Origin of the sequence: Clostridium paridis (assembly GCF_016765615.1) — a bacterium.
Taxonomy (GTDB): domain Bacteria; phylum Bacillota; class Clostridia; order Clostridiales; family Clostridiaceae; genus Clostridium_T; species Clostridium_T paridis.
Map to the genome: position 1 here is coordinate 548969 of NZ_JAESWA010000023.1, position 19875 is coordinate 568843.

The 19875-nt window shown below is 31.4% G+C and carries 23 protein-coding genes; 17 read left to right on the top strand and 6 right to left on the bottom strand.

Annotated elements, in window-relative coordinates; genetic code table 11:
- The first annotated feature begins 107 nt into the window (after positions 1–107).
- Together JK634_RS15905 and JK634_RS15910 are read left to right on the top strand one after the other, a co-directional pair.
- Positions 108–1001: a DUF7916 family protein gene (locus tag JK634_RS15905; protein ID WP_202768707.1), complete on the top strand. Its 894-nt coding sequence runs from the start codon at positions 108–110 to the stop codon at positions 999–1001.
- A gap of 102 nt (positions 1002–1103) precedes the next feature.
- Positions 1104–2060 (top strand): NAD(P)-dependent oxidoreductase, encoded by a 957-nt coding sequence (locus tag JK634_RS15910; protein ID WP_202768708.1) that lies wholly within the window; start codon positions 1104–1106, stop codon positions 2058–2060.
- A gap of 56 nt (positions 2061–2116) precedes the next feature.
- Here JK634_RS15910 and JK634_RS15915 read toward each other — a convergent pair whose 3' ends face one another.
- The 3 genes from JK634_RS15915 to JK634_RS15925 are packed head-to-tail and all read right to left on the bottom strand — an operon-like array spanning position 2117 to position 3171.
- Complete coding sequence (locus JK634_RS15915) at positions 2117–2434, bottom strand: hypothetical protein (protein WP_202768709.1); 318 nt, start codon at positions 2432–2434, stop codon at positions 2117–2119.
- 51 nt (positions 2435–2485) lie between these two features.
- Positions 2486–2797, bottom strand: a complete 312-nt coding sequence (locus JK634_RS15920; RefSeq protein WP_202768710.1) for a hypothetical protein — start codon at positions 2795–2797, stop codon at positions 2486–2488.
- Between the two features lie 50 nt (positions 2798–2847).
- Positions 2848–3171: a hypothetical protein gene (locus JK634_RS15925; RefSeq protein WP_202768711.1), complete on the bottom strand. Its 324-nt coding sequence runs from the start codon at positions 3169–3171 to the stop codon at positions 2848–2850.
- A 150-nt stretch (positions 3172–3321) separates the two neighbouring features.
- On the opposite strand from JK634_RS15925, the gene JK634_RS15930 reads away from it, so the two are divergent.
- The 3 genes from JK634_RS15930 (at position 3322) to JK634_RS15940 (ending at position 6158) form a co-directional block, all read left to right on the top strand.
- A complete protein-coding gene (locus JK634_RS15930; protein ID WP_202768712.1) occupies positions 3322–4278 on the top strand; it encodes an alpha/beta fold hydrolase in 957 nt (318 codons plus the stop codon).
- Positions 4279–4915: 637 nt separating this feature from the next.
- Entirely contained in the window at positions 4916–5680 is a 765-nt protein-coding gene (locus JK634_RS15935; RefSeq protein WP_202768713.1) for a YhfM domain-containing protein, read from the top strand.
- Positions 5681–5684: 4 nt separating this feature from the next.
- Complete coding sequence (locus JK634_RS15940) at positions 5685–6158, top strand: HD domain-containing protein (RefSeq protein WP_202768714.1); 474 nt, start codon at positions 5685–5687, stop codon at positions 6156–6158.
- On the opposite strand, the gene JK634_RS15945 is transcribed toward JK634_RS15940, so the two are convergent.
- From JK634_RS15945 to JK634_RS15955, 3 genes are all read right to left on the bottom strand, one after another.
- Entirely contained in the window at positions 6147–6749 is a 603-nt protein-coding gene (locus JK634_RS15945; RefSeq protein WP_202768715.1) for a DUF2238 domain-containing protein, read from the bottom strand. The genes JK634_RS15940 and JK634_RS15945 overlap by 12 nt on opposite strands.
- A 181-nt stretch (positions 6750–6930) precedes the next feature.
- Positions 6931–7500, bottom strand: coding sequence for a hypothetical protein (locus JK634_RS15950; RefSeq protein ID WP_202768716.1), 570 nt, complete (start codon positions 7498–7500; stop codon positions 6931–6933).
- Positions 7497–7964, bottom strand: a complete 468-nt coding sequence (locus JK634_RS15955) for a DUF5643 domain-containing protein (protein WP_202768717.1) — start codon at positions 7962–7964, stop codon at positions 7497–7499. Before JK634_RS15955 ends, JK634_RS15950 begins: the two co-directional genes overlap by 4 nt.
- A gap of 142 nt (positions 7965–8106) precedes the next feature.
- Between JK634_RS15955 and JK634_RS15960 the strand changes: the two genes are divergently transcribed.
- From JK634_RS15960 to JK634_RS16015, 12 genes are all read left to right on the top strand, one after another.
- A complete protein-coding gene (locus JK634_RS15960; protein WP_202768718.1) occupies positions 8107–8439 on the top strand; it encodes a hypothetical protein in 333 nt (110 codons plus the stop codon).
- Between the two features lie 47 nt (positions 8440–8486).
- Positions 8487–8822 (top strand): hypothetical protein, encoded by a 336-nt coding sequence (locus JK634_RS15965; protein WP_202768719.1) that lies wholly within the window; start codon positions 8487–8489, stop codon positions 8820–8822.
- A gap of 134 nt (positions 8823–8956) precedes the next feature.
- The gene (locus tag JK634_RS15970) at positions 8957–12646 is read left to right on the top strand and encodes a nitrate reductase subunit alpha (RefSeq protein WP_202768720.1); all 3690 of its coding nucleotides are present in this window, start codon (positions 8957–8959) and stop codon (positions 12644–12646) included.
- Complete coding sequence (gene narH, locus JK634_RS15975) at positions 12636–14105, top strand: nitrate reductase subunit beta (RefSeq protein ID WP_202768721.1); 1470 nt, start codon at positions 12636–12638, stop codon at positions 14103–14105. Before JK634_RS15970 ends, narH begins: the two co-directional genes overlap by 11 nt.
- Positions 14106–14120: 15 nt before the next feature.
- On the top strand, positions 14121–14666 hold the full coding sequence (narJ, locus tag JK634_RS15980) for a nitrate reductase molybdenum cofactor assembly chaperone (RefSeq protein ID WP_202768722.1): 546 nt from the start codon (positions 14121–14123) through the stop codon (positions 14664–14666).
- Positions 14663–15343: a respiratory nitrate reductase subunit gamma gene (gene narI / locus JK634_RS15985; protein WP_202768723.1), complete on the top strand. Its 681-nt coding sequence runs from the start codon at positions 14663–14665 to the stop codon at positions 15341–15343. Before narJ ends, narI begins: the two co-directional genes overlap by 4 nt.
- 26 nt (positions 15344–15369) lie before the next feature.
- Positions 15370–16455 (top strand): TDT family transporter, encoded by a 1086-nt coding sequence (locus tag JK634_RS15990; protein ID WP_202768724.1) that lies wholly within the window; start codon positions 15370–15372, stop codon positions 16453–16455.
- Positions 16456–16490: 35 nt separating this feature from the next.
- A complete protein-coding gene (locus tag JK634_RS20675) occupies positions 16491–17708 on the top strand; it encodes a molybdenum cofactor synthesis domain-containing protein (RefSeq protein WP_202768725.1) in 1218 nt (405 codons plus the stop codon).
- Between the two features lie 4 nt (positions 17709–17712).
- Positions 17713–18234, top strand: coding sequence for a molybdopterin-guanine dinucleotide biosynthesis protein B (gene mobB / locus JK634_RS16000; protein ID WP_202768726.1), 522 nt, complete (start codon positions 17713–17715; stop codon positions 18232–18234).
- A complete protein-coding gene (mobA, locus tag JK634_RS16005; RefSeq protein ID WP_202768727.1) occupies positions 18221–18835 on the top strand; it encodes a molybdenum cofactor guanylyltransferase in 615 nt (204 codons plus the stop codon). Before mobB ends, mobA begins: the two co-directional genes overlap by 14 nt.
- A 21-nt stretch (positions 18836–18856) precedes the next feature.
- On the top strand, positions 18857–19348 hold the full coding sequence (locus JK634_RS16010) for a MogA/MoaB family molybdenum cofactor biosynthesis protein (protein ID WP_202768728.1): 492 nt from the start codon (positions 18857–18859) through the stop codon (positions 19346–19348).
- Between the two features lie 26 nt (positions 19349–19374).
- Positions 19375–19863 carry an MOSC domain-containing protein gene (locus tag JK634_RS16015; protein ID WP_202768729.1) on the top strand — a complete coding sequence of 163 codons (489 nt, stop codon included), beginning with the start codon at positions 19375–19377 and terminating at the stop codon, positions 19861–19863.
- Positions 19864–19875: the final 12 nt, after the last annotated feature.

Here is a 19875-nt window from a genome sequence, read left to right on the forward strand (position 1 = left end):
TAAAATGTTTTTTAAAAAAAGTATTGACGCTGAACCCGTTTCGCAAATTATACTTAGGTAAAGTTAACAATAAAATACCACAGAGATGTAATTAATAGGAGGAGAAAATGAAAAGATTATTAAGTTGTTTTGCAAGTGATTTTAAGAAAATGAGTAGAGATGAACTAAAACAAGCAATTTTAGCAAGTGAAGGAAGAACTGTTCTAGGAGAAACAGTGGTAACTGCAGCACCCTTATTAGAAGGGCTTACTAATGCAGAAGTAATGGCATCCTTTGGTGCTGATTTAATACTACTTAATGAATACGATGTGTATGAGAAGAAGGTTCAAGGATTAAAAGAATGCGATAAAACCATTGATAGACTAAAAGAGATGGTTGGAAGACCAATAGGAATTAATTTAGAACCTGTTGATGAAGATGCAACATTTATAGAGGATAAACTAGATATTTCGAAGGGAAGAAAAGCAACTAAAGAGACATTTGTTGAGGCGAATAATCAAGGAATAGATTTTATTTGTTTAACAGGAAACCCAGCTACTGGAGTTTCAAATAGTGCTATTTTAAACTCAATTAATATTGCTAAGAAGTATTATAGGGGATTAATTTTTGCTGGTAAAATGCATGGAGCAGGAATAAATGAAAAATTTCTTGATGTAGATATTATAGAGAGATTTATTGATGAAGGTGCAGATGGAATATTGGTTCCTGCTGTAGGTACAGTTCCAGGAGTTCAAGAACAAGAACTATATAATTTAGTTAAGAAAGTGAAAGAAAAAGGGGCATTAAGTATAAGTGCAATAGGAACTAGTCAAGAAAGTGCAGATGTGGATACCATAAGACAGTTTGCTTTAAGCAATAAAAGGGTGGGGATTGATATACATCATATAGGAGATGGTGGATATGGAAGAATGGCAGACCCAGAAAATATTATGGCTTTATCTATAGTAGTTAGGGGAAAAAGACATACTTATTTTAGAATGTCGCAATCATTAATGAGATAATTCCATAAATTTTATTGTGATATAATAAAAGCATATTACCCGGAAAATATTTAAATCAGAAATATATATAAAATGAGGAATGGGAGTAATAAGGAGGACAAAATGAGTAACATTGTATTTCTTAATTCAAGCAGAGTAAATTTTGATAATTCACTTGATTTTTCAACTCTAGATAGCTTAGGTAAAGTTACAAAATATGATGATAGTAATGAAAGTGAAATTCTAGAAAGAGTAAAAGATCAAAACATTGTAGTTACAAAAGAACTCGCTATAGGAAGAGAGTTAATAGAAAAGTTTCCTACAAGTGTTAAATTAATATGTGAAGCTGGTACGGGATACAATAATATTGATACAGAGGCTGCAAAAGAGAAAAACATAGCAGTTTGTAATGTACCAGGTTATAGTAGCGAAGCTGTGGCTCAATTAGTGATTACATTTATGTTAAGTTTAAGTTCATCTTTATCAGAGCAGCAAAGGATGATTGAAAATAATAACTATAGTAATTTCACTAAATACCTAGGGGTGCCCCACTTTGAAATACAGAATAAAACTCTAGGAATTATAGGGGCAGGTTCTATAGGACAACAAGTGATGAAAGTAGCTAAAGCATTAGGAATGAATATAGTTGTTTACAGCAGAAGTCATAAAGATTTAGGTGACTCAAGTATTAAGTTTGTAAGTTTAGAGGAACTACTTAGGGAAAGTGATTTTGTTACTATTCATTGTCCACTTACTAAGGAAACAAATCATCTTATTGATAAAAATAATTTAAAACTTATGAAGCCTTCAAGCTTTATAATAAATACTGCTAGAGGAGCAATTATAAAGGAAGCAGACTTAATCGAGGCTTTAGAAAATAAAATAATAGCTGGAGCAGCTCTTGATGTTCAAGAGATTGAACCACCAGAATTAAATAATCCACTTTTTAGTATGAAAAATGTTATTTTAACTCCCCATATTGGTTGGAAATGCCTTGAATCAAGACAAAGACTTTTGGATATTTTGGCTAAGAATATAGATGCCTTTATAAAGGAAAAACCAATTAATAGAGTTTGTTAGTTATATAGAGGATACAAGTAGTAAAGCATAGAATAACAAACATTTTTTCGTGTTTGTTATTCTATAGATAACTCACCTTTGCCTAGTACGGCGATGCTGAAATCAGGATTTAAAGTAATTAAGTTGAATTTTGGTGAATTAGGAGATAATTTTACAGCCTGTATTACTCTTAAATTTTCGTCAACAAATAATACGAAAAGCTCTTCATTTGGAGATATATTTTTAATATAGTGTTCTGATTCAACAGGAAAACTAAACTCTTTTGCACTATAAACCCCTTGTTTTAAATTAGTTGCAGCTGATACTGGAATAACGCTATTAATATTAATTAATATAGATAAAAAAATAAGGGCTGAAACAATAAGCTTTTTCATAAATATAACGACCTCTCAATCTTATTATTTGATTTTAATTAGAATAAGTCCTTAAGTAATTGATATTTGACCATTGCCTAATATTACGATTCTGTAAGTAGGTTTTAAAGCAACTAAATTTACTTTTTTAGTGCCTGGCGGCATTTTTAAAAACTGAAGTAGTACTTGCTTTTCATCATAAATCTGAAGTAATACTTCATTTTCTTTAGATAGATTTACTGCAGAATAGAACTCACCTTCAGGAACATTTAAATCGGATAATTTATAAACCCCTTCTTTAAATAGTGTAGTAGCATATGTAGGTGTAATAGTATTAAATGAAATGCATGAAAGGATAATAAAAAAAACAATAAATCGTTTCATTAGTATAACAACCTCTCACTGTTAGTTAAAAGCATTAGTATAAGCTTTAATCAGCGCCTTTCTTCTGAAATAAATAATTCTCCTGGACCGAGTATTACAAGTCTATAGTCTGGCTTTAATGCAACTAAAGTAAATTTTCTTGAACCAGGGGGGATTCTTAAAAATTGTTGTATCTCTCTATCTCCGTTATAAATCTGCACGAATATTTCACTATCTTTAGATAAATTTTGTGCTGTATAAAAGTTACCAGCTGAAATATTGAAATCGGATAATTTGTATACTCCTTCTTTAAATACATTTACAGCAGAAATAGGAATGATCGTATAAAATAATGTACATGAAAAAATCATAAAAGAAGCAAGAAGTTTTCTCATCTAGATAACCACCTTTCCAGTTTATTATTTGTGTTAATTTATAAACTATACCTCAGACCTACTTAGTAACTCATTAAGTTAAAAAAACTACAATATATATAAATTATATTATTAGTAGAAGTTAAACAATTAAAAAGGGGAATTAGGGTTATGGGAAAGAAAAACGAAAAATTAATTTATTTGGAGGAGTATGTATTAGTAAACGGAATAAAACAATATCTTTTTCATTCAGGTACAAGCTATGATAATCCGGTAATGTTATTTTTGCATGGAGGACCTGGAAATGCAGAATCCATATTTGCATATGCATTTCAAGACAAATGGGAGGATATTTTTACAGTAGTTCACTGGGATCAACGTGGAGCCGGAAAAACACTTATTAAAAATCCAGATAAATATCCAACAATTGATTTGCTTTTAATGGACCTAAATGAAATAATTCAATATTTAAAGAAAAAGTATAATAAGCAAAAGATAATATTACTTGGACATTCTTGGGGAAGTGTTTTAGGTAGTACATTTATAAAAAAATATCCTAAAGATGTAGATTATTATATTGGGGTTGGGCAAGTAATAAGTATGCGTGAAAATGAGCGTGTAGGATATGATAAAGTTAAGGAATTAATTATAAGTGCTAATGATAAAAAATCATTAAAAAAAATCGAAGCTATTGAAAATTATCCAGGTGATAAATATGATAGTGAATTTATGAAAAAATGTATTAAACTTAGAAGACTTCAAGGAAAGTATAATTTAGCAGTTAAGATAGGTCTTTCAATGACACTAATTGCATTGAAAAGTCCTATTTCTAAGCTATCTGACTTTTTAGCACTTTTAAAAGGTAATAAAGCAAATGAGAAAATAATAAACTATTTATTTAACTTTGATTTAAATTCGGAGACGGCAGAGTATAAAGTACCAATCTATTATGTTTTAGGGGAAAATGATTGGCAAACACCCTATGTAATAGCTAAGATATATTTTGAAAATATTAAGTCACCATATAAAAAGCTTTATTTAATACCTAATGCGGGTCACATGACCATGCTAGATCAGCCAGACCTGTTTTATAATGCACTAATTCAAATAAATAATCAGGAAAAATAAGTAGTTAAGGGACTTTTTGTTAGCAAAATTGCAAACAGAAAGTCCCTCTGTGCACCTAAAAACTTTTTAGGGCAAATATTTAGAATTTATATTAAATATAATGCATTATATACAAACAAATTAGTCTCAAGCATATAGTTAACTATAAAGATTTAGCATGCTAATAAGGACAAATAAAGATTTAAGAGCACTAATATAAATAATTTATTATAGATATATAATCTTTTGACTATATACATATGTTATTACTTATAATAATGGTTTTTTATCATATAAGATAAATATATAAACTTATATAATCTCACGACTATAAAGTGTTAGTACAAAAGCTTATATGATGTTAGCTTAACCCTACATGGTAAGACTAAATATTACTAGGATAAAAGATAAACTTAAACCCTAATAACACCATATCACTTCCACATAGATTAGCTAATCTTTATCTGTCCTCTGATATTATATTAACCAGAATAACTCTAATTACACTGGAAAGTAGAGATAATAAAATGATAACATTAGCTATTAAATTTAAATTTTAGAAATTTGATTATTTTAAAGGTTGTATTTGTGCTAATTATAAAATTCAAATATAATATTAATAAGTATTTGGATTTATTTGTAAGTTGAAATTTTGGAGGTGAGTACCATTAGTAAAAAGAAAAGGTTACTTTTTATTATAGTTCCTATAATAGTATTTTTAGCCTCTGTAACTTTTATAGTTTTTAATTTCAATAGTAATAAGCGTAAAGAAGTAGTATCAATAGAGATAATTCAAAAAAAGGATGAAGAAAAAAGTGTTCTTTCAGATAAAAATATAATAAATAAGTTTATGAAAGCTTTAAATGATAGAAGGAGAACTAATAAGAAGCTTGATATACGTTCACCTGATTATCTAGTTAAGATAAACTTTATAGATAAATCAAATGAAGAATATAATTTATGGATAAGTAAAGATGATAGTGCACAAGGTGTCTTAATGAAAGGGAGTAAAGTTTGGTTTATAAATAAAAATTCAAATATTATATTAAATGAAATTTTAAAAAATAAAGTTAGTACAATTAATATAGAAGAGGCACAAGATATTATATCAAGCTATCTAGAGGCATTAACTCAAAAAGATTTAGAAACTTTAAAGAAATATGGAACTGAGGTCTTTACAAAAGGACTTAATGAAGAAGGAATTTCTTATCTTAGAAAAACTCTTCAATCTGCAAAGTTATTAAATGCTAAAATCAATACTTGTGATAAAGATAGAGTTTTAATTGATTCAAAGGTAGAAATTATATGTTATGAGGATGCACAAACTGCAGGAGATTGGATTCCTGGAAAATCAATTTCTACTAAGCAATTTGAACTAATTAAGGTAGAAGGTAAATGGAAGATTAATTCATGGGGGTATTAATGCAATGAATAGATTAGAAGAAATAAGGAAGTTAATTAACAATATTTTGATAGAAGGTAATACATCAGAGGAGAAAAGCGGAGTATTTGCACATTTATATGGTGTATCAAATACATGTAGTTTAATAGCACTTAAACGTGGTCTTAATGTTGAATTATGTGCAATTATAGGGATGCTTCATGATATTTCAACCTATAAAACTCATTATACTCCAGATCACGGAACATTAGGTGCTATCGAAGCTGAAAAAATATTAGAAGAAATTAAGCTTTTTAATAAAGAAGAAATAGAAATTATTTGCAGTGCTATAAGTAAACATAGCAACAAAAATTCTGTTGATAATGAATATGACGAAGTACTGAAGGATGCAGATGTTTTGCAGCATTATTTATATAATACAAGCTTTGAAGTAAGTGAGAAAGAGAAAAATAGGTTAAGCAAAATATTGAGTGAATTAGGAATAGTTTCAAGTATTTAAAGTTGATTTTTCACGAAAGTAATAAATTGCAGAGTATATAGTAGCGCCAACAAGTTTTATCATAAGGTCTGTCATAGTATCTTCAAGTCCTCCAGCAGCCATGCTGGTTTTTATAAAATAATCACCAAGATACTCAAAGATTTCCCATAGAGTTCCTAGTGTTATGGCAAGACTAAAAGCAAATACGATTTTAAAGAGTATAAATCTTATTTCAGTAGATTCAGCACTCTTATTCAAATTACCTTTTATTAAGTAGAATCCAGTTAAGGTAGCATAATAGCCAAATACTCCGTGGAGTAGTAAATCCCACCACCAAAACATAGTATAGAAATTTATAATTTCACCTAAATATTGAGCTGAAAAGATAAAAATTACTGAAACTAGCTTAAAACTAGGGGGTAAGTAAATATTTCTATTTTTAAGAATAGCTGAAATGATAAATGGTAGAAAAAGACATACAAAGGCTAAGCCGCATAACGCTAAGTCGCCCCACTTAGCAGAAAATAGTGTGGTTACAGCTGTGATGAGTACTATTATTTCAAATATTAAGGTTAAAATTATTGGTATTCTATTCTTGTATGTATTATCCATGACATAAATCCTTTCTTAGCTACATAAGCTCTTCATATAGTAATGTTTCAATAATAAATGCTTTTTATACAAAGTTAGAAGGAAGAAGGATATATTGAAAAATGATAAAGGAATCTTGTTATAAATTAGAACAAGATTCCTTTTGGTTTTGCGTTTATATTAATAAATAAATTTTCAATAATTAATAAGGATACTTAAATATATAAACTAAATTATTGTCCTTATCAAAACCGCTTAATGACACTAAGTTACCACCTTTATTATCAGTATCCCAATAGAATATAAACATTTTACTTGAATCAATTGAATAATCCATAATAGTTTCCTTGCTATTTATTTCGGCATATAGCCTTACTGAAGTTATATTTGGATCATTTACATATCCAAAGACATAATTTTTAGATAAATCTCTAAAGGTTGTAGTTCCTTCAAAAGATTGAGTGATCTTTTCTGAATTATTAATGGGAAGAACATAAGTGTAACCGGAAGGATACCACTTTATTATCTTTTTCTCAACAGCAGTTATTGAAATCCAATCTTTATATTTACCTAAAAATATTTTACCATACTCTAAAGAGAGTTCTTTTTTTGTCTCAGAGGGGCCATAATGTTCATTTATCTCAGAATCTCTCAATGCTCCATTAGCAGTAAATCTACCATAAGAAAGAGCATAGTAGTGAATGCATAATAGTAGAAGAATTATTGCTAGTACCCACTTAATAACATCAGGCAATTTGTCTTTTATCTTCATATGCTTGTACTCCTTGAACAGGGTATTTTCATTTCAAAGTTTCTATCGTATAATTGAAGCTTTAGTGTAATCTCTTTACTATTTGAATTAATAAAGTTATAGGAAATTAAATCATCTTGGCCAAAGAGTTTTCCTTTACTTTCTCCACCATGGCTAATATATTTATTGCCGTTATCATCATATAATTCTATCGATTGAAAATAAAAGTTTCCTCCTATTTTTTTATGCTTATAGTTATATCTTAAGTAAGTATTTTCATTTGTAAAAGTTATTCTTTGAATTGTTAATACAGCATTATCAATTTTTAAGCTTTTATTAACTTCTATATCATATGCAGTACCTTTTTTTATTTTATCCTTTAATTCAGCATTATCTAAGTATTTCCCTGAAGGTATACTTGTTAAAATTATTGGGATTAATAAAATAGTACAAATAATAATGATTGCTTTTCTAACTCTTTTCAATATAATATCCCCCATAGATTTAATAATTAAAGAGTAATCTTATCAACCCTTTTTAACAAATTATAACATTTAATTACATATATTGTATATATGTATATTGCTTTTTGTATTACGCATAATAAAACTGAAAGGTGGTTGAATCATGAAGAAGTTTAGAGTTTTGTTAATAGTTTTATTAAGCTTATTCTTAAACACATTTGTAGCAATACCGGTGTTTGCGAGTCCAGCAACTACTTTTAAGGAAGGGGTTTACAAAATATCTGATTTAGAACCATCCCCTAATAATTTATATACAATTGAAAATATTTCTCCTAAGAAAAGTATTTTTATATTGCTTGCAAATGAAGATCAAGTTGCTATGCAAATTATAAAATTAGAGCCCGGAACACAAAAATATGATTTGAGACCTATGAAGCCTGAGTATAGAATTTTATTAATTGGTGATGGAGAGGCGCGAATACTTCCTAAAACCTGATAAAGATAAAAATGTAAGAGCCAATAGAATTGAAAGGTGGATTTATGATGAAAAAGTTTATTATTTCTCTAATGTTATTTTTCTTATTAGCCTTTAATATTGCTAATGCTGCACCTCAAGTTAGGGCTACTGCAAATACCTTTAAGGAAGGAGTTTATAAATTATCAGATTTTATATATTCTCCTAGCAATATATATAACCTTAAAAATGTTTCATCAAGCAATACTGTGTACTTACTTATATTTGATGGAAATCAAGCAATAGTGCAATCTATAAGACTAGAACCTAATTCACCTTACTATAATACAATATCACTTAGGCCAGAGGATAGACTGGCTATATTAGGCAATGGAGAAGTATATATATCACCTAAGACATTTTGAAAACACTTTTATAAAGTGTTTTTTTCTTTTAATTTTAAGGTTTTGAATAATATTACTATAGCGTAGGAAAACTATATAAGATTTTTAGGCTTATTAATAAAAACAATTAATATTGGGCTTTGAGGAGGAAATTTATGAGTAAGAGAAATTTACCTATATTAGAAAGATTAAAGTATTTTTCTAAACGAGAACATCTTTCAGATAGATGGACTGAAATTTCCCCATATTCAAGGGAACAGGAAGTTATTTATAGAAACAGATGGCAGCATGATAAAGTAGTACGCTCAACTCATGGGGTTAACTGCACTGGTTCTTGTAGTTGGGATGTATATGTAAAAGATGGGTTAGTAACTTGGGAGCTTCAAAGAACAGATTATCCTTCTACTGGACCAGATATGCCAGATTTTGAACCTAGGGGGTGCCCTAGAGGAGCAACCTTCTCATGGTACCTTTATAGTCCATTAAGAATAAAATTTCCTTACATTCGAAGAGTGCTACTGGAGCTTTGGAGAAAAGCCATAAATGAAACGGGAGATCCAGTTCTAGCGTGGGCAAGTATAGTAGAAAATCCAGAGAAAGCATCAAAATATAAGTCTGCAAGGGGAAAAGGCGGATTTATTAGAGTCTCTAAGGAGGAAGCTTACAAAATCATTTCAGCCTCCTTAATATATGACATAAAAAAATATGGGCCAGATAGAATAGTTGGAGTGTCACCAATACCTGCAATGTCTATGATTAGTTATGCTGCGGGAACTAGATTCCTATCATTATTAGGTTCTCCTCTTATGAGTTTCTACGATTGGTACGCTGATTTACCTCCAGCTTCACCACAAATTTGGGGAGATCAAACTGACGTGCCAGAAAGTAGTGATTGGTACAATTCTAGTTATATTATGATATGGGGCTCCAATCTTCCGCTTACAAGAACTCCGGATGCTCATTTTATGGTAGAAGCTAGATATAAAGGAACAAAAGTAGTTTCTGTAAGCCCAGATTATGCTGAGTATGTTAAGTTTGCTGATAACTGGCTTCAAGTAAAAGCTGGGACAGATGGAGCACTAGCAATGGCAATGGGTCATGTTATTCTTAAGGAATTTTACATAGATAAAAAAGAAAGTTTTTTTATAGATTACGTAAAGGCATATACTGACATGCCATTTCTAATAATGCTTAAGAAAAAAGGCGAAAATTATGTATCAGATCGTTTCCTGAGAGCTAGTGATCTAGATAAGAATATAACTAATAGTGAATGGAAAACAATTATATTTGATGATAATTCTCAAAAATTCTCTATCCCTAATGGAAGTGAAGGTTTCAGATGGGAAGAAGGAGGAAAATGGAACATTAAGGGGGAAGACTCTGAAACGGGTGAAAAGGTTAATCCTAGGTTAAGTTTATATGGTGTTCATGATGATATAGTTGGAGTTGAGTTCCCTTACTTTGGAGAAGAAGGAAAGGATACATTTAGACAATCAGTTCCGGTGAAAAGAATAAATAATGGAAATGAAGAAATTATTATAACAACTGTATATGATTTAACAGTTGCCAATTATGGATTAAGTTCTAATTTGGAAGAAGCCAAATCAATAAATTATGATAGCTTAAATCCATACACTCCTGCTTGGCAGGAAGCAATAACTGGAGTAGATAGAAAGCTAGTTATACAAATTGCCAGGGAATTTGCAGAAAATGCAATTGCATCTAAAGGAAGATCAATGATAATCATGGGAGCAGGCATTAACCACTGGTATAACTCAGATACAATTTATAGAGCAATAATAAATATGGTTATGTTAACTGGATGTGAAGGTGTAAATGGAGGAGGATGGGCGCATTATGTGGGGCAGGAAAAATTACGTCCAATAGAAGGATGGGCCACCATAGCGTTTGGCAAGGATTGGACAGTACCACCTAAATTTCAAAATTCTACTTCATTTTATTATTTTGCTACAGACCAATGGCGCTATGAGAATATGGCAATAGATGAGCTAGTTTCACCTACAGTTGATAAAGCTAGATATAAGCATTGTGCGGATTATAATGTTATGGCTGCAAGGCTTGGATGGTTACCAAGCTATCCTCAGTTTGATAAAAATTCCTTATTGCTATATGATGAAGCACTTAAAAAGGGTGCTAAATCAAATGAAGAGGTTGCAAGCTTTGTAGGTGATATGCTCCAAAAAGGTGAATTGAAATTTAGTATAGAGGATCCTGATGATGAAAGGAATTTCCCAAAAACAATGTTTGTTTGGAGAGCTAATTTATTATCAAGCTCTGGAAAAGGATATGAATATTTTCTAAAGCATCTATTAGGGGCTGATAGTGGGTTGCTTAATGAGGATAATAACAGTGTACATCCAGAAGAAGTTAAATGGAGAGAGCATGGAGCTGAAGGTAAGTTAGATCTTTTAGTGAATTTAGAGATGAGAATGTCAGGTACTGCCTTATATTCAGACATTGTTCTACCTACGGCCACTTGGTATGAGAAATCAGATTTAAGTAGCACAGATATGCATCCATTTGTACATACATTTAATCCAGCTGTTGCTCCGCAATGGGAATCACAGTCAGATTGGGAGATTTTTATTGAATTATCAAAAAGTTTTTCTAAAATGGCAGAGAAACAATTTGATGGTCCTGTAAAAGATGTATACGGAATTCCTCTTCTTCATGATACCCCAGATGAAATTGCGCAGCCATATGGTCAAGTAAATGACTGGAGTAAAGGGGATAATAAAGCTATCCCTGGAAAAAATATGCCTAGGATAAATGTAGTTGAAAGGGACTATGGAGCAATTTATGACAAGATGATTTCACTTGGACCAAATGTTAAAGAAAAGCCTATAACTACTAAAGGAATAAGTTTTTTAGCAGCTGATGAATATGAAAAACTAAAAAATATATGTGGAACAATTAATAGAGAAGGAGTTGCTAAAGGGTGTCCAGACTTAACTGTAGATAGAAATGCCTGTGAAGCTGTACTTATGCTTTCATCTACAACAAATGGAACAGTTGCAGTTAGGGAATGGGAAGGTCTTGAAAAGAAAACCTCACTAGAGCTTAAAGAATACGCTCTTGAGAGGGCAGAAGAGCGATTTACTTTTGAGGAAATAACAGCGAGACCTAAAACAGTCATTACTTCTCCAGTTTTTACAGGCTCAGAGAAGGGTGGAAGAAGATATTCACCATTTACTACAAATGTTGAAAAGTTAATCCCTTGGCACACATTAACCGGTAGACAACATTTTTATTTAGATCATGAGCTAATTTTAGAGTTTGGCGAAGCCTTAGCACTATTTAAACCCCCATTGAAACATTCTCCATTTGCAAAAGAGGGCAAAAGACCAGAAAGCAAAGGTAAAGAAATAACTGTAAATTATATGACTCCTCATAATAAATGGTCGATTCATACTATGTTCCATGAAACTCCAAATATGTTAACTCTGTTTAGAGGAGGTCCAGTTATATGGATTAATAATAAGGATGCGGAAGAAGCTGAGATTAAAGATAATGATTGGGTAGAGTGTTTTAATAGAAATGGAGTAGTTGTCGCAAGAGCAGTAGTAAGTCATAGACTTCCTCGTGGAAATGCCTATATGTATCATGCACAAGATAAAACAATTAATGTTCCTGGCTCAAAAATGACTAATACAAGGGGAGGAACACATAATAGCCCAACTCGAATTTTTATGAAACCTACTCATATGATTGGAGGCTATTCGCAACTTAGCTATGATTTTAATTATTACGGTACTACAGGCAGTCAAAGAGATTTAAGTGTTGTAATAAGGAAGTTATCGGAGGTTGATTGGTATGAGGATTAAAGCACAATTTGCTATGGTAATGAATCTAGACAAATGCATAGGATGTCACACTTGTAGTATTTCTTGTAAAAATGTTTGGACTAATCGCCAAGGCGCAGAACATATGTGGTGGAATAATGTTGAGACTAAGCCTGGAATTGGATACCCAAGAGAGTGGGAGAATCAAGAAAAATATAAGGGAGGCTGGAAATCAGTTGGAGGAAAATTGGTTTTAAGAGCTGGAAGCAGACCAAAAGTACTTGCAAAAACCTTTTATAATCCCAATCTTCCAGTTATTGATGATTATTATGAACCTTGGAGCTATGAATATGAAAAGCTCATGAATGAAAAAGATAAGAAAAGTCCGCCATCAGCGCGCCCTATATCATCCTTAACCGGCAAGCATATGGATATTAAGTGGGGTCCTAATTGGGAAGATGATTTGGCAGGTGTATATGAAACAGGGAAGAAAGATTCTGATATGTATGGGGTTGAAGAGGGAGTTCTTTCTGATTTCAAAAAGGTGTTTATGATGTATTTACCAAGAATATGTGAGCATTGTCTTAATCCATCTTGCGCGGCAGCATGTCCATCAGGAGCCATCTATAAAAGGGATGAGGATGGCATAGTTTTAGTTGATCAAAATTTGTGTAGATCTTGGAGGCTTTGTGTATCAGCGTGTCCGTATAAAAAGACCTATTATAATTGGAATAGTTTTAAAGCAGATAAATGTGTGTTTTGTTTTCCTAGAGTTGAAGCAGGGCTACCAACATTATGTGCAGAAAGCTGTGTAGGAAGATTAAGATATATTGGAGTTATACTTTATGATGCAGATAGCGTTGGTTATGCAGCATCAGTTAAGCAAAATAGTAGAGCATATAATGCGCACCTTAATGTAATTCTAGATCCTAACGATGAGGATGTTATAAAGCAGGCAAGGAAAGATGGAATACCAGAGGCATGGATAGATGCAGCTAAAATATCACCTATATATAAATTAGCAGTTAAATGGAGAATAGCTTTTCCTCCTCATCCAGAGTATAGAACTCTTCCTATGGTTTGGTATGTCCCACCACTTAGTCCTATTTTGAAGACAATAAATGGAGAAGAGCGAATTTCGGATATAAGAAAGGTATTTCCAACTATAGAGAACATGAGAATTCCAATACATTACCTAGCAAATTTATTAACAGATGGGGAAGATGGATATATTCAAGAAGCACTAAAAAAAATGGCAGCCATGAGATATCATATGAGAGCAGTTAATCTAGGGATTGAAACAGATAAAGAAATACTAAAGGAAAATGGACTTACAGAGGAGTCTGCAGAAGAAATGTATAGGCTTCTTGCAATATCAAAATATAGAGATAGGTTCGTTATTCCCTCTAATCATAGAGAAATAGCAGAAGATTTATTACATGAGCAGGGAACTTGCGGGATAGACCTTGAAAATAATAAAGGACCATACATAAATTGTTAGTGGGAGGTGAGGTATATGAATGACGATTTTATAAAAAAGATATATTTAATTACCTCTTTCTTATTGAGATATCCTGATAATAATTGGTTTATTGAATTAAAAGAGATTAAGAAGGAAATAGAGGAAGAAGGAAATAAAAAAGAGTGGAGTGAAGTTTTAAGTTTTATTAAATATGTAGAGAATACTATGGAACTTGATCTTCAAGAACTCTATGTTAGTACATTTGATTTTACAAATATGACTCCCTTAAACTTATCTTATTTTAAATATAAAGAAGATAGGGATAGAGGAATGGGGCTTCTCAATATAAAAGAAAAGTATAGAAAGGCTGGCTTTGAAATGGTGGAAAATGAGCTTCCAGATTTTTTGCCTTTGATACTAGAATTCTCAGCCTTAAGCTTAAATAATGAAATACTTATGGAATATAAAGAGGCAATTTATGAAATGTTTCTAAAGCTTAGTCGGGAAGGAAATCCTTATAATAAGGTGCTTAACATACTGCTAAAGGTATTAAAAAAGGATGAGATTGATTGTGAATTAACTGGGGGTGGAAACCTATGATTTTTTTGGAACAACTTTTATGGATTATATATCCCTATATAGTAATAACAGTTTTTATCCTTGGCTTATTTTTAAGATATAACAATGACCAGAGAGGTTGGAGTTCAAAATCCAGCGAGCTATTAGAGAAAAATCTTCTTAAGTGGGGGAGCACTCTTTTTCATATAGGGATTATTTTTGCATTCTTAGGCCATGTGGCTGGAATAATAGTTCCTTTGTGGTTTTATAGAGGATTAGGGGTTAGTGATGAACAGTATCACATAATGGCTACAATTATGGGGGGGCTGGCAGGGTTAGCTAGTTGTATAGGCTTAGCAATTCTTGTATATAGAAGATTTATGGTTACAAGAGTTAGAATGACAAGTAGTTTTAGTGATTTAATATCAATTCTATTACTTCTATTAGTTGTGTTTAATGGAATGCTTGTAACTATAGTACATTCAATTAATCCGGCAGGGTTTGACTATAGAGCATCTCTTGCTCCATGGTTTAGAGGGATATTAACTCTAAAACCCGATGTAACTCTTATGATGCAGGTCCCAATTTTATTTAAGTTTCATGTGTTTACAGCTTTTTTATTTTTTGCACTAATGCCATTTACCAGAATGGTTCACATAATTAGTCAACCAGTGACCTATATATTTAGAAGTTATATTGTATACCGTAAAAGAAGTTAAAGTAATTTTCTTGGAGGAAATTCACTATGCAATTTACCTTAATGTTTATATTGTTATTTTTGATTTTTTTCATAATTAAAATATTATTATTAAAGTCTACCCCTTCTGAAACAGCGGCAGGGGCAATAGTTATGGGGTGTGGGATATTTATAAATGGAGCAATGAAGAATATACCCTTACTTGAAAACAAAGCAGGGAAGATACTTACAACTTCCTTGCTAATTATATGGATATTCATTGCTGCGTCTTTTATAGAATCTGCTATAAAAAAAACAATTAATGAAATTCATTTTAAGGATGCAATAAAAAGTTTTGGTGTTGGGACTTGGGTGGCAGGAACTTCTGTATGCGGAATAGCAGTTTTTCAAAGAATTCATGAATTAGTTACATTTGCAAGGGTTATGTTTTGGGGGAATTTAGCTTTGTGGGCTTTATATTTAGCAATATGCATTAGAAATTATGGTGCTATTTTCAGCCAGGGCTTATATAGTAAGGTTCACGGCATATTATTACTTTCTACAGTAAGCACTCAATCTATTGTGGTATTTGGAAATACAATCTTTGGGGATAAATTTCCTAAGCTAGTAAGCACCTCACTTATATACTTAGGAATAGCCTTATACATATTGGCCTTTATTCTAATAATAAGAAAATACTTTTTTTCGAAAGAATGGAATCTCGAGGATGGCTGGACAAATACAAATTGTATTCTTCATGGAGCAATGTCTATTACAGGCCTAGCAAGTGCAGTGTCTGGTGCTATTAATTACAACCTAGTGTTGTTTATATGGCTTTGGATATTATTATGGTTTATTATAGTTGAATTTATTGAAATATTAAGAGCAATTAAAAGAGTAAATAAGTATGGCTTTATAAAGGGGGTTGCTGTGTACAATGTTACACAGTGGTCAAGAATATTTACATTTGGAATGCTATATACCTTCACAATGAAATTTAATCTAAGTCTTGCTACTTTAACTAGTAAGTTTTTATTTTCAATTCAAAATTTTATTTTAAGAAGCGGAACTTGGATAATGGTATTAATACTTCTTTATGAAGGAGTATTGTATTTTATATATCAGCCAAAGAATAGATTGGGAAAAAGTGCATAAAATAGAAACGAAGAAAGTATATAGGGGAATGATTTGTGATTAAAGTAGAAGAAGCAATTAACACAATTTTAAGTAGTACTTCTACACTGAAAACTGAAGTGGTGGATATTATGGAAGCACTAAATAGGATTTTGGGAGAGGATATCTATTCCAAAGAAAACATACCACCATTTAATAATTCTGCAATGGATGGATATGCAGTAATATCTTCCTGCTTCGATAATTTTGATGAAGAAAGTGGAGTTTTATTAAATATAGAAGGAAATATTCCGGCGGGTTATGAATTAAAAGTATCTCCTTGTAAAGAAACAGCCATAAGGATTATGACAGGAGCTAAAGTTCCTGAGGGTTATGATACTGTAATCCCTATTGAATATACTAAAAGCAATAATAATAAGGTCATGATTCTTAAGAGAGCGAGAAGATGGGAAAATGTTAGATTTCAAGGAGAAGATATAAAAGAGGGAGATTTAGTCTTAAAAAAAGGAGAATTGATAAATCCTACAAAAATAGGGATGTTGGCTGCTTTAAATGTTAAATATGTTAAAGTTGCTGTTAAGCCAAAGGTTGCAATATTAGCAACAGGAGATGAACTTATAAATCTTGGAGAAGAACTTTTACCAGGAAAGATAAGAAATATAAATAGTTATAGTTTGCAATCAATGTTAATTGATGCTGGATGCAATGTAGAGGATCTGGGAATTGCTAAAGATAACAGATATGAAATAATAAATAAATTAAAGAGGGCCAAGGAATGCGATATATTAATTATTTCTGGTGGTGTTTCTGTAGGAGACTATGATTATACAAAAATTACTCTAAAGGAAATGGGAGCAGAAGAAAAGTTCTGGAAAATAGCAGTTAAACCTGGAAAACCTGTTCTATTTAGCATACTTGGAAATACTCTTGTGTTTGGCTTACCAGGAAATCCTGCGTCAACCGTTGTAGCATTTCAGGAATTTGTATTACCTTCTATTTATAAACTTCAGGGAAGAATAAATAAACAATTAAATAAGGTTACAGCAGTTCTTGAAGAATCTATAAAAAAGAAACCTGGAAAAGTCCATTTCTTAAGTGGAAAGTGTTTTTTAAAAGAAGGTAGATTATACGTTAAGGCTATGAAAAAGCAAAGTTCAGGTTCATTTAGTTCTATAATAAATTCTAATTGTTTTATAGTTGTTCCTGAAGAGGTTACTGAAATAAAAAAAGGGGAAGAAGTTCTTATTCAAATAACTAATGAAATAGGTGAATAAATAAATGATACCAGTAGTTTCAATTGTTGGGTACAGCAATAGTGGAAAGACAACTCTGATAGAGAAGATAATACCGTTACTAAAAGTCAAAGGATATAAAATAGGAACAATTAAACATGATGCACATGAATTTGAGATAGACCATCAAGGAAAAGATACTTGGAGAATGAGAAGAGCAGGAGCAGATGTTGTAACAATATCATCAGAAATTCAAATGGCAATGATAAAAACTGTTTATGCTGAAGAGAATATTGACGAAATTGTAAAACAACTATTTAAGGATGTTCATCTTGTAATCACAGAAGGTTATAAGGCAAGTGATAAACCTAAAATTGAAGTAATTAGATTTAAAAATCCTTTAATTATGCCAGAAAACAATCTTATAGGAATAGTGGATAATACCTCTGTAGGAGAAGTTATTACTCTCCCTAAAGAATATAAGAATATTAACAAATTCAAAATAGATGATGTAAATAGTATTACTGATTTTATAGAAGAAAGGTTCTTAAGCAATGTGGAATTATGAAGTAGAGGAGAGATTGTTAAAGGTTACTGGAGTAATTCTAGCTGGCGGAAAAAATACTCGTATGGGAGTAGATAAAGCCTTTTTAGAAATTGATGGGGTCAAATTTATAGATAGGATTCTTTCTGTATATAAAAAGATTTTTTCTGAAACAATCATAATTACAAATACTCCTGAAAAATATAAGGTTACTGGGGTGAAAATTTATAGAGATCTTATTTGTGGGAAAGGTTCTCTAGGAGGTTTATATACCGGCTTATTAAAATCTCAAAATGATTATGCGTTTATTACTGCATGCGACATGCCCTTTCCAAATAAAGATTTAGTAGAATACATAGCCTCAATAAAAGAATATGATGCAGTGGTGCCACTAATAAAAGAAAGATATCACCCTCTTTTTGCTATGTATTCAAAAAAATCAATAGAAATAATAGAAAGTCAATTAAAAGGAAATAATTTAAGAATTCAAGAAATATTTCAAAAGTTAAATGTTAGAAAAATTAATGAAAATGAAATAATGAAATTTGATAGTATGATGCTTTCATTATTGAATATTAATACTCCTCAGGAATATAGAAATTTCCTAAAGTGTGAAGTGAAATAAAAATAAAAAAGGGGAGACACTATGTATAATGTTGGGATAATTACTTGTAGTGATAAAGCTTATAAAGGTTTAAGACTAGATGAAAGTGGAAAAGTTATTGAAAAAGTAGCAAAGGAAAATGGCTTTAATGTATCTAGATATACTATATTGCCCGATGAAAAAGAGAAAATAGCTGATGAATTAAAACATATGAGTGATGAACTTAAGCTAAATGTAATCTTTACAACTGGTGGTACAGGCTTTAGTAAACGAGATGTGACTCCAGAAGCAACAAAGGAGGTTATAGAAAGAGAAACTCCAGGTATTCCTGAGGCTATGAGAGGATATAGCCTTACTATAACAAAAAGGGCAATGCTTTCAAGGGCAGTTGCTGGAATAAGGGGAGAGAGTTTAATAATTAACTTACCTGGAAGTCCAAAGGGGGTTAAGGAATCATTGGATGTTATTATAAGTAGTATTACTCATGGGCTAGATATAATTACAGGAAAAGCAAATGAATGCGCTAGTAAATAGAAAACACTAATTTATGGGAGAGTAAAATGGGAGAAGTTATTGCACTTTGCATTAGCAAGGAAAAAGGGACAGCTAAAGATGAAATTCCTATTGCTAATTTTATTGAAGATTACGGTATTGAAGGTGACGCTCATGCAGGGAAATGGCACAGGCAAATAAGCTTACTTTCATTAGAAAGCATAGAAGAATTTAGGCAAAAAGGCGGCAAGGTCAAGTTTGGAGATTTTGGGGAGAATATTGTTGTGAAAGGAATTGAACTTACTATGCTTCCTATTGGGACAAGACTTAAGTGTGGAGATGTCATCTTGGAAATGACACAAATAGGAAAGGAATGCCATAGCAGATGTCATATATTCTATTCCGTTGGAGACTGCATAATGCCTAGAGAAGGAGTATTCTGTAGAGTTATTAGAGGAGGAGTCTTATCTATAGGAGAAAAAATTGGGCTTTTAAGTGAGGATGAGAGGCTGAGAAATTTAACAAATCAAGTGGATATAGAAGAAACATCAGTTTAAAATCATTTTTGT